The sequence below is a fragment of the Armatimonadota bacterium genome (genome assembly GCA_031081585.1).
Classification (GTDB): Bacteria; Sysuimicrobiota; Sysuimicrobiia; order Sysuimicrobiales; family Humicultoraceae; genus Geohabitans; species Geohabitans tengchongensis.
The window spans coordinates 32,068-45,436 of the sequence record JAVHLY010000014.1 but is presented as its reverse complement, the minus strand read 5'-3'; the positions used below and the strand labels follow the sequence as shown (position 1 = coordinate 45,436).

At 73.5% G+C, this 13,369-nt stretch carries 14 protein-coding genes; 5 read left to right on the top strand and 9 right to left on the bottom strand.

Features of this window, described 5'->3' with window-relative positions:
* Positions 1 to 3 precede the first annotated feature (3 nt).
* The 6 genes from RB146_07315 to icd are packed head-to-tail and all read right to left on the bottom strand — an operon-like array spanning position 4 to position 5,017.
* Positions 4 to 969, bottom strand: a complete 966-nt coding sequence (locus tag RB146_07315) for an alkaline phosphatase family protein (GenBank protein MDQ7828787.1) — start codon at positions 967 to 969, stop codon at positions 4 to 6.
* The gene (sucC, locus tag RB146_07310; protein ID MDQ7828786.1) at positions 956 to 2,059 is read right to left on the bottom strand and encodes an ADP-forming succinate--CoA ligase subunit beta; all 1,104 of its coding nucleotides are present in this window, start codon (positions 2,057 to 2,059) and stop codon (positions 956 to 958) included. The genes RB146_07315 and sucC overlap by 14 nt, the downstream gene beginning before the upstream one ends.
* Before the next feature lie 59 nt (positions 2,060 to 2,118).
* Complete coding sequence (locus RB146_07305; GenBank protein ID MDQ7828785.1) at positions 2,119 to 2,535, bottom strand: putative toxin-antitoxin system toxin component, PIN family; 417 nt, start codon at positions 2,533 to 2,535, stop codon at positions 2,119 to 2,121.
* Positions 2,532 to 2,756 (bottom strand): hypothetical protein, encoded by a 225-nt coding sequence (locus tag RB146_07300; protein MDQ7828784.1) that lies wholly within the window; start codon positions 2,754 to 2,756, stop codon positions 2,532 to 2,534. The genes RB146_07305 and RB146_07300 overlap by 4 nt, the downstream gene beginning before the upstream one ends.
* Positions 2,757 to 2,813: 57 nt before the next feature.
* Positions 2,814 to 3,743 (bottom strand): malate dehydrogenase, encoded by a 930-nt coding sequence (mdh, locus tag RB146_07295; protein MDQ7828783.1) that lies wholly within the window; start codon positions 3,741 to 3,743, stop codon positions 2,814 to 2,816.
* A gap of 23 nt (positions 3,744 to 3,766) precedes the next feature.
* On the bottom strand, positions 3,767 to 5,017 hold the full coding sequence (gene icd / locus RB146_07290; protein MDQ7828782.1) for an isocitrate dehydrogenase (NADP(+)): 1,251 nt from the start codon (positions 5,015 to 5,017) through the stop codon (positions 3,767 to 3,769).
* Between the two features lie 223 nt (positions 5,018 to 5,240).
* Here icd and RB146_07285 point away from each other — a divergent pair, with 223 nt between their 5' ends.
* Genes RB146_07285 through RB146_07265 form a run of 5 tightly spaced genes read left to right on the top strand, consistent with a single transcriptional unit; the run spans position 5,241 to position 10,959 of the window.
* Positions 5,241 to 6,071: a FadR/GntR family transcriptional regulator gene (locus RB146_07285; GenBank protein ID MDQ7828781.1), complete on the top strand. Its 831-nt coding sequence runs from the start codon at positions 5,241 to 5,243 to the stop codon at positions 6,069 to 6,071.
* Complete coding sequence (locus RB146_07280; protein MDQ7828780.1) at positions 6,068 to 7,498, top strand: class II fumarate hydratase; 1,431 nt, start codon at positions 6,068 to 6,070, stop codon at positions 7,496 to 7,498. Before RB146_07285 ends, RB146_07280 begins: the two co-directional genes overlap by 4 nt.
* Positions 7,499 to 7,501: 3 nt before the next feature.
* Complete coding sequence (locus tag RB146_07275) at positions 7,502 to 8,305, top strand: hypothetical protein (GenBank protein MDQ7828779.1); 804 nt, start codon at positions 7,502 to 7,504, stop codon at positions 8,303 to 8,305.
* Between the two features lie 7 nt (positions 8,306 to 8,312).
* The gene (locus RB146_07270) at positions 8,313 to 10,109 is read left to right on the top strand and encodes a fumarate reductase/succinate dehydrogenase flavoprotein subunit (protein MDQ7828778.1); all 1,797 of its coding nucleotides are present in this window, start codon (positions 8,313 to 8,315) and stop codon (positions 10,107 to 10,109) included.
* A 40-nt stretch (positions 10,110 to 10,149) separates the two neighbouring features.
* Positions 10,150 to 10,959, top strand: a complete 810-nt coding sequence (locus RB146_07265) for a succinate dehydrogenase/fumarate reductase iron-sulfur subunit (GenBank protein MDQ7828777.1) — start codon at positions 10,150 to 10,152, stop codon at positions 10,957 to 10,959.
* Positions 10,960 to 11,070: 111 nt separating this feature from the next.
* Here the strand turns inward: RB146_07265 and RB146_07260 are convergent, their stop codons facing one another.
* From RB146_07260 to RB146_07250, 3 genes are read right to left on the bottom strand one after another with little or no spacing between them, the layout of a single operon-like run.
* Positions 11,071 to 11,499, bottom strand: coding sequence for a MaoC family dehydratase (locus RB146_07260; protein MDQ7828776.1), 429 nt, complete (start codon positions 11,497 to 11,499; stop codon positions 11,071 to 11,073).
* A 7-nt stretch (positions 11,500 to 11,506) separates the two neighbouring features.
* Positions 11,507 to 12,292, bottom strand: a complete 786-nt coding sequence (locus RB146_07255) for a 3-hydroxybutyrate dehydrogenase (GenBank protein ID MDQ7828775.1) — start codon at positions 12,290 to 12,292, stop codon at positions 11,507 to 11,509.
* The gene (locus RB146_07250) at positions 12,259 to 13,368 is read right to left on the bottom strand and encodes an alpha/beta fold hydrolase (protein MDQ7828774.1); all 1,110 of its coding nucleotides are present in this window, start codon (positions 13,366 to 13,368) and stop codon (positions 12,259 to 12,261) included. The genes RB146_07255 and RB146_07250 overlap by 34 nt, the downstream gene beginning before the upstream one ends.
* Position 13,369: the final 1 nt, after the last annotated feature.

The following is a 13,369-nucleotide window of genomic DNA, read 5'->3' as shown; positions in this document are numbered from 1 at the left end:
GGCTCACCGCACCGGGACGGCGTAGGCCTGCCGCACCGGCCGCCCGGTCCACGTGGACGGGACCGGCAGGCCCAGCGCGTCCAGCGCCGTCGCCGCCGTGTCGTAGGTCACGATCGGGTCGGTGAGCGTGGTACCGGCGCGGGCGGGCCCGCCCAGGGCGATCCAGGGGATCAGGACGTCCTCCGGCCGGCCGGCCCCGTGCCCGCGCCCGTGCCCGCCGTGGTCCGCCGTGACGATGAGGAGCGTCACCGGCCACAGCCCGGCCCGGCGCAGGTCGTCCAGGAAGCGGGCCACCACCCCGGGGACTTCTGCCACGACCTGGAGGTAGGGCGGGCTCATCCACCCGTCCCGGTGCCCGACGTCGTCGGGGTCGGCGGCGTGCGCGAAGAGGAAAGCCGGCCGCCGCTCCCGCAGGACCCGGGAGGCGTGCGCCACCACCTGGGCCTGCCGGGCGCGCGGGTAGAGGAGGTGCTCCTGGGGGACCGCCTCCGGCACCAGGTAGAGCAGCTTGCGCTTGGCCACAATGGCGTAGGCGCGACGACCGTGCCGCAGGACCTCGCTGAAGACGGTGGGGCGGTCCAGGCGCGGCCCTTCCTCCCAGACGTTCATGCGCACCCCGTGCCCCGCCGGGCCCACCCCGGTGAGCATGGAGGCGTGGGCGGGCAGGGTGACGCTGGGCAGAGTCGTGCGCGCCGACCAGGCGGCGGCGCTCTGTCCGGCGAGCGGCCCCCAGACAGCGCGCAGCGCGTCGGGCCGCAGCCCGTCGAAGCTGAGCACGACCACGTGGCGGGCCACGGCGGCGCGCACCGCCGGCTGCGCCGACGTCGGGAGCGCGGCCAGCAGTCCGGCCAGGAGGACCGCCGGCAGCAGCGCAACGGGGAGGAGCCACGAGCCCAGGGGCCGGCGCGCAGGGAGGAGCCGCGAGACCAGGGGCTGGCCCGCGGGCCCCGGCGTGCTAGGCCGCCGCACGGGCCACCGCCTCCCGCGCCGCCGCCTCAGGGTCGACGAAGGCCTGGATCCCCGCCGCCTCCAGGATGCGTCGTCCTTCCTCCTCGTTCGTCCCGGTCAGCCGCACCACCAGGGGCACCGGCGGCCGGTGCGCCGCGATCGCCCGGGCGATGTCGTCGCAGCGAGTGATGCCGCCGAAGATGTTGATGAACAGCGCCCGCACCCCCGGCTTGCGCAGGGCGATGTCGATGGCCGCAGCCATGTGCTCCTCGCTGGCCCCTCCGCCCACGTCGAGGAAGTTCGCCGGGCGCCCGCCGAAGTGGGCCACCATGTCCAGCGTGGCCATGACCAATCCCGCGCCGTTGCCGATGATGGCCAGGTCCCCGCCCAGCTCGACGTAGGCCAGCCCCGCCCGGCGCGCCTCCTCCTCCAGCGGCGTCTCCTCCTCCCGGGGCGGGCGGTCGGGGTGGCGGAAGGCGGCATTGTCGTCGAGGACCACCTTGGCGTCCAGGGCCAGCAGCCCCTCCGGGGTCCTCGCCAGGGGATTGATCTCGGCGAGCTCCGCCTCCTCGGTGAGGAGCAGGCGGTACAGCGCCGTGGCGATCGCCCCGAACTGCTGGAGCTCGCGGCCCCCGAGCCCGAGCTCCCGGGCCAGCTCGTGGGCGTGGAAGCGGTGGAACCCCAGGAAGGGGTCCACGGAGAAGCGCACGATCTGCTCCGGCGTCGTCCGGGCCACCTCCTCGATGTCCACCCCGCCCGCCGCCGAGGTGACCGTGGCCACGCGCCCGGCGGAGCGGTCCACGGTGAAGGCCAGGTAGTACTCCGCCTGCACCTCCGCCGCCTCGGCCACGAGCAGGCGGCGCACCGGCTCCCCCTGGATGCGCAGGGCCAAAATGGCGGCGGCGTGCGCCCGGGCCTCCTCAGCGGTCCGGGCCAGCTGGATGCCGCCCGCCTTGCCCCGGCCGCCCACCAGCACCTGCGCCTTCACCACCAGGGGGTAGCGCAGGTCGAGCCCGTCGAGCTGCTCGGGGTGCTCGATGACCACGCCGCGCTGGACGGGGATCCCGTAGCGGGCGAAGAGCGCCTTGGCCTGGTACTCGTGGAGCCTCATGTCAGGTGCAGCATACCATCCGGTGCCTGGCGCGCGCCTCGAACGCGCACCGGCGTCCCCTACGCTCCGTGCAGGAGGTCGAGGAAGTGGCGTGGGGTCATCACGGGGGGCCTCGCCCCCCGCAACCCCAGCAGATGGCGGTCGCCGGACACGAGGGCCGTCGCGCCCGACGCCCTGGCCAGCGCCACCAGGTAGTCGTCTCCGGGATCAGGGGTCGCCCGGGGAATGTCGGTCGGGTCCGGCACCGCTGTGGCGAGGCGGCGGAAGACGTCGACGTAGTCCCTCACCTCGTCGGCTGTCGCGTACCGACGAAACTCCGGCCTCAGCAGCACCTCCTCCAGTTCGGCGAGGAGCCGTGCACAGGCCACCAGCTCGAAGGCCCCCTGGAGCCAGGAGCGGACGAGCCGTGCCGGCGTGCCGTCGGGAGCGAGCAGCGCTGCCACCAGCACCCCGGGGTCCACGACCGCACGGATCACCTCCTGCGGGCGGCATGGAGCGCGCGGTAGGCACGCTCCAACGCCTTCGCCTCCGACAGGCGGGCCCGCCGGCCGACCCGGTCCAGGAGCTGGAGCCCGAGGTAGCGTTCGAGCGCTTCCTCGAACACCTCATACTCCTTCCGCCCCATCCTGGCGGCGGCCACCTTGGCGGCCCGCAGGAGGTCCTCCCGGACGTACACGGTGGTCTTCCGGCGCGTCATGAAACCCATTTTGACAGAAAAATGCCCCCCCAGCGCCACGGGGGGCCGTCGCGGTCGCTACACCGTCAGCCCGGCCAGCATCGCCCGCACCGCACCCACGGAGGCCTCGAAGGCGCGACGCTCGGCCTCGTCCAGCGGCAGCTCGATGATGCGCTCCACCCCGCGCGCCCCCAGCACCACCGGCACCCCGATGCAGACGTCCCGCTGCCCGTACTCCCCGTCCAGGTAGACGCAGCAGGGGATCACCCGCCGGCTGTCGCGCAGGACCGCCTCGACCATCTCGCAGATGGCCGCCCCGGGCGCGGTGAAGGCGCTGGCCTTCATCAGCTCGGTGATCTCCGCGCCGCCCCGGCGCGTGCGGGCCACCACGGCCTCCAGCCGGGCCGGGGGGAGGAAGTGGCTGACGGGGATGCCGCGCACCGTGGCGAAGCGCGGCAGGGGCACCATGTCCGTGTCGGTGTGCGCGCCGATGACCAGCGCGTGCACGTCCTCCACCGCCACGCCGAGCTCCAGGGCCAGGAAGGTGCGGAAGCGGGTGCTGTCCAGCGCCCCCGACTCGCCGATCACCCGCTGGCGGGGCAGCCCGGCGGTCCGGTAGGTCAGGTAGGTGATGGCGTCCAGCGGGTTGGTGACGACGATGAGGACGGCGTCGGGGGAGGTGCGGGTGACCTGCTCGACCACCCCGCGCACGATCCCGGCGTTGGTGTCGATGAGCTGCTCGCGGGTCATGCCCGGCTTGCGGGCGATGCCGGCGGTGATGACCACCACCGCCGAGCCCGCCGTCGGTCCGTAGTCGGTGCTGCCGGTGACCCGCACGTTGAACCCGGCGATGGGCCCGGCCTGCTGGAGGTCCAGCGCCTTGCCCTGCGGCAGCCCCTCGATGACGTCCACCAGGACCACGTCGGCGAGCTGGCGGCTGGCGATCCAGTGCGCCGCCGCCGTCCCCACGGTGCCGGCACCGATGATCGAGACCTTGGGACGTGCCACGCCTGCCCTCCTCCTCCGCCGCCCTACGGGGCCATGTGGCGGACCACCGCTTCGGCGAACTCACTGGTGCGGACCTCGCGCGCGCCCTCGGTGAGGCGGGCCAGGTCGTAGGTCATGATCTTCTCCTCGAAGGTCCGCTCCATCCCCCGGACGATCAGCGCCGCCGCCTCGGTCCACCCCAGGTGCTCGAACATCATCACGCCCGAGAGGATGAGCGACCCGGGGTTAACCTTGTCCTGGTTGGCGTACTTCGGCGCGGTGCCGTGGGTGGCCTCGAAGACGGCGTGGAAGTCGCTGAGGTTCCCGCCCGGGGCCATGCCGATGCCGCCCACCTGGGCGGCCACCGCGTCGGAGAGGTAGTCGCCGTTGAGGTTGCCCGTGGCGATGACGTCGAAGTCGCGCGGCCGGGTGAGCAGGTGCTGGAAGGTCACGTCGGCGATGGTGTCCTGCACCAGGAGGCGTCCCTCGGGGACGCGGCCGCCGTAGTCGCGCTGCACCTCCTCCCAGGTGACGATGCGGTCGCCGAACTCCTCGCGGGCCACCTCGTAGCCCCAGTCGCGGAAGGCGCCTTCCGTGAACTTCATGATGTTGCCCTTGTGCACGAGCGTCACGCTGCGCCGCCCGCGCTCCAGGGCGTAGCGCAGGGCCTTGCGCACGAGGCGCTTCGTCCCGAAGGGGCTCATGGGCTTGAGGCCCACGCCGCTGTCCTCGCGCACCCGCCAGCCGAAGGCCTCGCGGACGAAGGCGATCAGGCGCTGCGCCTCCGGGCTGCCGCTGGGGAACTCCAGCCCGGCGTAGATGTCCTCGGAGTTCTCGCGGAAGATGACCACGTCCACCTGCTCGGGGTGGCGCACCGGCGAGGGGACGTTCCGGAACCAGCGCACCGGGCGCACGCAGGCGTACAGGTCGAGGAGCTGGCGGAGCGCCACGTTGAGGCTGCGGATCCCCCCGCCCACGGGGGTGGTGAGCGGCCCCTTGATACCCACGACGTAGTGCTGGAAGGCCCGCAGGGTGTCCTCGGGCAGCCACTCGCCGAAGAGGCGGTAGGCCTTCTCGCCCGCGTAGACCTCGAACCAGACCACACGCCGCTCCCCGCGGTAGGCCTGCGCCACTGCCGCGTCGAAGACCCGCCGCGCGGCGCGCCAGATGTCGGGCCCGATGCCGTCCCCCTCGATGAAGGGGATGATAGGGTGCGCCGGCACGTGCAGCCGGCCGTCGCGAATGGTGATGGCCTCGCCCTCGCGGGGCGGGGAGAGCTGCTGCAGGACGGCCATGACGATCCTCCCGGTGCGGCGCTCGCTGGCGTGACCCTCGGGGCAGGACGGCGCCACGTCCGCCCCGGCGCCGCCCTCCAGCATAGCGTCCCGGCGCAGCGGACGGGAGTGGCCGGAGGCGCGCGACGGGGAGGCCCTTCAGCGGCGAGGGGCTGTTGACCGCTGCAGTTCAGATCCTGCCTTGACGGGGCCGCCCACGCCCGGCTAGCCTCTGTATGGACTAATGGCCAGACCAGCAGTCCTCTTGGCCGCTCGGGCGCCCGGCGGGGCCCTCTTCCGCCCCGTGCGCCGCCAGCGCCTCTACGAGGACATCGTGGGCCAGATCCAGACGCTCATCGCCGACCGGCACCTCCAGCCCGGCGACCGCCTGCCCGGCGAGCGCGAGCTGGCCGATGCCCTCTCGGTGAGCCGGGCCTCCGTGCGGGAGGCCCTGCGCGTCCTGGACTACATCGGCGTGGTGGAGGTGCGCGCCGGGGAGGGCACCTTCGTCGCCTCCACCCCGCCCCGCCCGCTCGACCCCTCGGTCTACCGGCTCCTCTCCGAACGCACCTTCCTCCTCGACGTCCTGGAGGCGCGCGAGATCGTCGAGACGATGGTGGTGCGCCTGGCCGCGGCCCGCCTCGACGGCGAAGACCTGGCGGCGCTGGAGCGGGCACTCGAGCGGCGCGAGGCGGAGCTGGCCGCCGGCCGAGACGATGTGGCCGGGGACCTCCGCTTCCACGAGGCCCTGGCGGACGCCACGGGCAACCCCGCGCTGGTCAGCGTCGTGCGCCACCTCAACGAGCTCTGGGCCCGCTCGCGGGAGCGCACGGGGCGCCAGCCGGCCAGCCCCCGCCAGGCGCACGCCTACCACGCCCGCATCCTCCGGGCGCTGCGGCGCCGTCAGGTGGCGGCCGCGGTGCGGGCGATGCGGGAGCATCTGGCCGACATGCGCCGCGATCTGGAGGCGGGGCTGGGGATGGGGCGCCGGCTAGTGCGGCGCGCGCCGGACGGGCGGGGCCGCGGGGAGCGGCCGCGGCCGCTGTCCGGCGCGCCGGGACGGGGGGAGGGATGAGCACCGTGCAGCCGACGTCCGCCACCACACGGGTGGAGCGGGACACCCTCGGCGAGATGACCGTCCCCGCCGACGCCCTCTACGGCGCGCAGACGGCGCGGGCCGTGGAGAACTTCCCCATCAGCGGCCTGCGCCTGGGGCGGCCCTTCCTGCGGGCGCTGGGGCTGATCAAGCAGGCGGCGGCGGAGACGAACATGGCCCTCGGCCTGCTCGACCGGCGCATCGGGGAGGCGGTGGCCCAGGCGGCCGCCGAGGTGGCGGCCGGCCGCTGGGACGACCACTTCCCCGTGGACGTCTTCCAGACCGGTTCGGGGACCTCCACCAACAACAACGCCAACGAGGTCATCGCCAACCGCGCCGCCGAGCTGCTCGGCGCGCCGCGCGGGTCCAAAACCGTCCACCCCAACGACCACGTCAACCTCTGCCAGTCCAGCAACGACGTCATCCCCACAGCCATCCACGTCGCCGCCCTGCAGCTCGTCCACGAGGAGCTGCTACCCGCCCTCGACCGCCTGCACCGCGCCTTCGAGCGCAAGGCCGTGGCGTTCTGGGACGTCGTGAAGACCGGGCGCACCCACCTGATGGACGCCACCCCGATCCGCCTGGGGCAGGAGTTCCGCGGCTACGCCGGGCAGGTGGAGCGGGCCAGCCGGCGGATCCGGCTGGCCGCCGGGGAGCTGGAGGAGGTGCCGCTCGGCGGGACGGCGGTGGGCACCGGGACCAACATGCACCCGGACTTCCCCGCCCGCGCCATCGCTCGCCTGAGCCAGCTGGCGGGGGTCCCCCTGCGGGAGACCACGAACCACTTCCAGGCGCAGGCGGCCCTCGACGCGCTCGTCTTCGCCTCGGGGGCGCTGCGGGCCTACGCCACCGGGTTGATGAAGATCGCCAACGACATCCGCTGGATGGCCTCCGGACCGCACGCCGGGCTGGGCGAGCTGCGCCTGCCCGAGCTGCAGCCCGGGTCCTCGATCATGCCCGGGAAGGTGAACCCGGTGATCCCCGAGGCGGTGCTCATGGTGGGGGCGCAGGTGCAGGGGAACGACCTGGTGGTGGCCATCGGCAACCAGTGGGGCAACTTCGAGCTCAACACGATGATGCCCGTCATTGCCCACAACCTGCTCCAGGCCATCGCGGTGCTCGCGGCGGCCTCGCGCGTCTTCGCCGAGAAGTGCGTCGAGGGGGTGGAGGCGACCGGCCGCGGGCCGGAGCTGGTGGAGGGCGGGCTCATGCTGGCCACGGCGCTCGCCCCCGTCATCGGCTACGACCGCGCCGCCGAGATCGCCCGCACGGCGCGGGCCACCGGCCGGACCATCCGCGAGGTGGCCCGGGAGCGCGCGGGCCTCCCCGACGAGGAGCTCGACCGGCTGCTCGACCCCGCGCGCATGACCGCCCCGGGGCTCGAGGGCGCCGGCGGGGGAGGGTAGCCGGTGCGCTGCCCGCTGCAGGACCAGCGCGGAGCCCTGCGGCTGGGCGCGGCGCCGGGCGCATCACCGGCGGTCCGCACGCTGCGCCAGGACCCGTGGTGGCTGGAGATCCTCCCGACGATCGTCATGCTCGGCGCCTTCGTCGTCTACGCCACCTGGCGGGCGCTGGCGGGGGCGCACTACTTCGTCGAGCCCTACCTCTCGCCGTTCTACTCCCCCTGCCTGGCCGTCACCTGCGAGCACGCCACCATCCGCCTGATCGGGGCGTGGTGGCCCTTCTCCCCGGCCATCCTCATCCTCTGGGGGCCGCTCGGCTTCCGCACCACCTGCTACTACTACCGCAAGGCCTACTACCGGGCGTTCTTCTGGCAGCCGCCGGCCTGCGCCGTCCGCGACCTGCCGCGCGTCTATACCGGCGAGACGCGCTTCCCCTGGGTGCTGCAAAACGTGCACCGCTACTTCTTCTACCTCTCGCTGCTCTTCCTGGTCTTCCTGTGGTGGGACGTGCTGAAGGCTTTCCGCTTCCCCGACGGGCTCGGGATGGGCGTGGGGACGGTGGTGCTGCTCGGCAGCACCGCCCTGCTGACGCTGTACAGCCTCTCCTGCCACTCCTGCCGCCACCTGGTGGGCGGGCACGTCGACGCCTTCTCCCGGGCGCCGGTCCGCTACCGGCTGTGGCGGTGGGTGAGCGCGCTCAACGCCCACCACGGCCCCATCGCCTGGGTGAGCCTGGTGGCCGTGGCCCTGGCCGACCTCTACGTCTACCTGCTGGCCACGGGGGCCGTGCGCGACCTGCGCCTCTTCTGAGCCGGCCATGGAGCCCTACGCGACCCACGACTACGACGTGGTGGTGATCGGCGCCGGCGGGGCCGGGCTGCGGGCGGCCATCGAGGCCCGCCAGGCCGGGCTGCGCACGGCGCTCGTCTGCAAGTCGCTGCTGGGCAAGGCGCACACCGTGATGGCGGAAGGCGGCATCGCCGCCGCGCTGGGCAACGTCTGGCCCGAGGACAACTGGCGGGTGCACTTCCGCGACACCATGCGCGGCGGCAAGCTGCTGAACAACTGGCGCATGGTCCAGCTCTTCGCCCAGGAGGCCCCGGAGCGGGTCCTGGAGCTGGAGGAGTGGGGCGCGGCCTTCGACCGCACCCCCGACGGGCTGATCTTGCAGCGCGACTTCGGCGGCCACCGCTACGCCCGGCTGGCCCACGTGGGCGACCGCACCGGCCTGGAGATGATCCGCACCCTGCAGTTCCGCGCCGTGCACCTGGGCGTGGACGTCTTCATGGAGGTGACGGTCCAGCGCCTCCTCACCGACGCCGGCCGCGTGGCCGGCGCCTTCGGCTACCGGCGGGGCGACGGCGGCTTCGTGCTCTTCCGCGCGCCGGCGGTCATCTTGGCCACCGGCGGCTTCGGGAAGGTGTGGAAGTACACGTCGATGTCCTGGGAGTCGACCGGGGACGGGGTGCTGCTGGCGCTGGAGGCCGGGGCCGACCTCATCGACATGGAGTTCGTGCAGTTCCACCCCACGGGGATGGTCTGGCCGCCGAGCGCCCGCGGCATCCTGGTCACGGAGGGCGTGCGGGGGGACGGCGGCGTGCTGCGCAACCGCGAGGGGCGGCGCTTCATGTTCGACTACATCCCCGAGTTCTTCCGGGCCGAGACCGCCGAGACCGAGGAGGAGGCGGACCGCTGGTACACCGACAAAAAGCACAACCGCCGCCCGCCGGAGCTGCTGCCGCGCGACGAAGTCACCCGGGCCATCTACTATGAGGTGAAGGCCGGCCGGGGCAGCCCGCACGGCGGGGTCTACCTGGACATCGCCTCCCGCCGGCCCGCCGAGTACATCAAGGCGCGGCTCCCCTCCATGTACCACCAGTTCAAGGAGCTCGCCGGCGTGGACATCACCCGCGAGCCCATGGAGGTCTACCCCACCTGCCACTACGCCATGGGCGGCGTGCGCGTGGACGCCGACAGCGCCGCCTCCACCCTCCCCGGGCTCTTTGCCGCCGGGGAGATCGCCGGCGGCCTGCACGGGGCGAACCGGCTGGGCGGCAACTCGCTCTCCGACCTGCTGGTCTTCGGGCGGCGCGCCGGCCTCTACGCGGCGCAGTACGTGCAGGCGCTGCGCAACCACCCCCAGGTGGCCCTCGACCAGGTAGCCGAGGCGGCGCGCGACCTGCTCCGCCCCTTCGAGGGGCCGGGGGGCGAGAACCCCTACGCCCTGCAGGCCGAGTTGCAGGAGACGATGCAGGAGCTGGTGGGGATCTTCCGCACCGGGGATGAGCTGCGCCAGGCCCTCGACCGCATCGCCGTGCTGGGCGAGCGGCTGCAGCGCGTGCGCGTGGAGGGCGGCCGGGAGTTCAACCCCGCCTGGCACCTGGCCCTCGACCTGCGGGCGATGCTGCGCACGGCGGAGGCGGTCACGCTGGCCGCGCTGGAACGGCGGGAGAGCCGGGGCGGGCACTCCCGCCTGGACTACCCGCAGGCCGACCCGGAGTGGGGCAAGGTGAACGTGGTGGTCCGACTGCGCAACGGCCGGCTCGAGCTGGAGCGGGTGCCGCTGCCGCCGCTGCCGGACGAGCTGCGGGCCATTCTGGAGGAGCGGGGCTGACGGCGCCGGCGAGGACACCGGACGCCGAGGAGCGGAGCCGATGGCGCTGACCGAGGTGAAGACGGACGCAGTCGCTGCTGCGCCGGGGGGACGGACGCGCACGGTGCACCTGCGGGTGTGGCGCGGGACGGCGGCGGGCGGCGAGTTCCGCGACTACACCGTGGAGGTCGACGAGAACGCCGTCGTCCTGGACGCCCTGCACCGGTTGCAGGCCACCCAGGCCCCCGACCTGGCCGTCCGGTGGAACTGCAAGGCCGGCCGGTGCGGCTCCTGCAGCGCCGAGGTGAACGGCCGTCCCCGCCTCACCTGCATGACGCGCCTCAGCAGCCTGCCGCCCGACCGGCCGGTCGTGGTGGCGCCCATGAAGACCTTCCCCGTCATCAAGGACCTGGTGCCCGACGTCTCCTTCAACTACGAGGTGGCGAAGACCATGCCGGTCTTCCGGCCCGGGCCGAAGGGGCCGGACGGGCGCTACCGGATGACGCAGGCGGAAGTCAGCCGCATCCAGGAGTTCCACAAGTGCATCGAGTGCTGGCTGTGCCAGAACGTCTGCCACGTCATCCGCGACCACCAGGAGAACCTGCGCCACTTCGCCGGGCCGCGCTTCTTCGTCCGCCTGGCGGCCCTGGACATGCACCCCCTCGACACCAACCCGCGCGAGGAGCTGGCCCGCTTCGCCCGGGACCGGGCCGGGGTGGGCTTCTGCAACATCACCAAGTGCTGCACGGAGGTCTGCCCCGAGGACATCCACATCACCGACAACGCCATCATCCCGATCAAGGAGCGCGTGGTCGACGAGCGCTACGACCCCCTCCTCTGGCTCTGGCGGAAGGTGACGGGCGCGCGGTAGCCGCGCCGGCCGGAGGCCTGGTAGCCGTGCCAGCCGGAAGCCTGGACCGGCCTGCCCGCTCGCGCGGCATCGAGCCATCGCCGCCCGACGCCCTGCGGCGGTCCCCGCGCCTTACCCTCCCTCCTCGACCAGCAGCTCCGCGTCACCCTCCAGCACGGTCTCGCCGCGCTGGTTCACGCAGCGCGTCCGCAGCGACAGCCGCCGGGAGCGCGCGTCGAAGGCGGCGACCTCCACCTCGGCGGTGACGGTGTCCCCCGGGCGCACGGGCCGCCGGAAGCGCAGGGTCTGTCCCAGGTAGATGCCGCCCGCGCCGGGCAGCTGCGTGCCCAGCACCGCCGAGATCAGGCTGGCCGTGAGCAGGCCGTGGGCGATGCGGCCCTGGAAGCGGGTGCGCCGGGCAAAGGCCTCGTCCAGGTGCAGGGGGTTGCGGTCCCCGGTGAGGGCGGCGAAGGCCTGGATATCCTCCTCGGTGATGGTCCGCGTCAGGGTGGCCCGCTGCCCGGGAGTGAAGCGGTCCGCCGACGGTCCCCCGCCGCTCACGTCCCGGCTACCGGGCCGTCCAGCCCTGGTCGATGGGCAACGCCGCGCCCGTGATGCCGGCCGCGGCGTCCGAGCACAGGTAGAGGACGAGCGCGGCCACCTCCTCGGGCTCCAGCAGCCGCTTGATGGCCGCCGGCTGCAGCATGATCCGCTCGACCACCTCGGCCTCGGGGATGCCGTGCGCGCGGGCCTGATCGGCGATCTGGCGCTCCACCAGGGCCGTGCGCACGTACCCCGGGCAGACGGCGTTCACGGTGATCCCGTGCTCCGCCACCTCCCAGGCCGCCACCTTGGTGAACCCCACGACCCCGTGCTTGGCGGCCACGTACGCGCACTTGAACGGCGAGGCCACCAGCCCGTGCGCCGAGGCGATGTTCACCACGCGCCCCCAGCGCCGGGCGATCATGTGCGGCAGGGCGTACTTCGTGCAGAGGAAGGTGCCGGTGAGGAGGACGCCCACCAGCCGGTCCCAGCGCTCCTCGGGGAAGTCGACGACGGGGGCGACGTGCTGGAGGCCGGCGTTGTTCACCAGGATGTCCACGCCTCCCAGTGCCTCCGCCGCCTTGGCGATCATGGCACGGACGGCGGACGCCTGGGCGACGTCGGCGACCAGGGCCACCGCCGCTCCCCCCTGGTCGCGGATCTCCCGGGCGGCGTCCTCGCCGGTCGACGCCTCCAGGTCCACCACCCCCACGCGCGCTCCCTCGCGGGCCAGCAGGCGGGCGATGGCCCGCCCGATGCCCGCGCCCGCCCCGGTGACTACCGCGCTCCGACCGGCGACCGCTCCCCCCATCTGCACCGTCCCCCCCCTCGCCCGGCCAGGCGCCGGGGCCTGCCCGAGCGCGCCCGCAACCAGGCGGCGATCTTCGGCCACACCTCGCGCCTGGCCTGACGGCCGCTCATCAGCCCGACGTGCCCGCCGGGCATCACCTCCACGCGCCGGTCCCGGCTGCCGAGCCGGTCCACGATGCCGGTAGTCTGGCGCATCGGCACGATGTGGTCCTGCTCGGCCACGACGAGGAGCACCGGCATCCGGATCTGCTCCAATCGGACGGGGCGTCCCCGCAGCGTGCAGGTCCCCTGGACCAGGCGGTTCCCGCGGACGTGGTCGACCACCCACTGGCGGAAGGCCGTCCCGGCGAACGGCACGCCGTCGTGCACCCAACGGTGCATCGCCTGCCAGGATTCCACCGCCGCGGGGTCGTCCAACCGCTCCCACAGGTTCAGGTAGACGCCGATGTAGTTCTCCACCGGGCGCAGCATCTGGGCCCACACCTCGATGAGCTCCGCCGGCACGTTGCCCAGCGTTTCCACGAGCCGGTCCACATCGACGTAGCGCTCGTCGAACCAGCGCGCGAACAGGCTGGCCCTCCGGTCGGTGAAGTCGAGCGGGGCGCTGAGCAGGATCAGGTTGCGGATGGGCGCCGTGGGGACCGCGCCGGCATAGAGCGTCACCAGCGTCCCGCCGATGCAATAGCCCAGCACGCTTACCCGTTCCCCTCCCGCCCGTCGCCGCACCTCCTCGAGCGCGCGCGGGAGGTAGTCGAGGGCGTAGTCGTCGAGGCCCAGGCATCGGTCCTCCAGGCCCGGGCTCCCCCAGTCCAGCAGGTAGACGTCGAACCCTTCCCCGAGCATGAACTCCACGAAGCTGCGCCCCGGCAGCAGGTCGAAGATGTAGGGCTTGTTCACCAGGGCGTAGACGAGGAGGAGCGGCACCGGGTAGGTCGGGGGGGCGGCGCCGTGGTAGCGGTAGAGCCGCACCCGGTCCCGGCTCCAGACGAGCTCGCGCGGCGTCAGGCCGACCGGGACGGTGGCCGCGGCCGCCACGGCTTGCTGCCAACGCAGGTACCGCTCCTGCGGCGCTGCCACG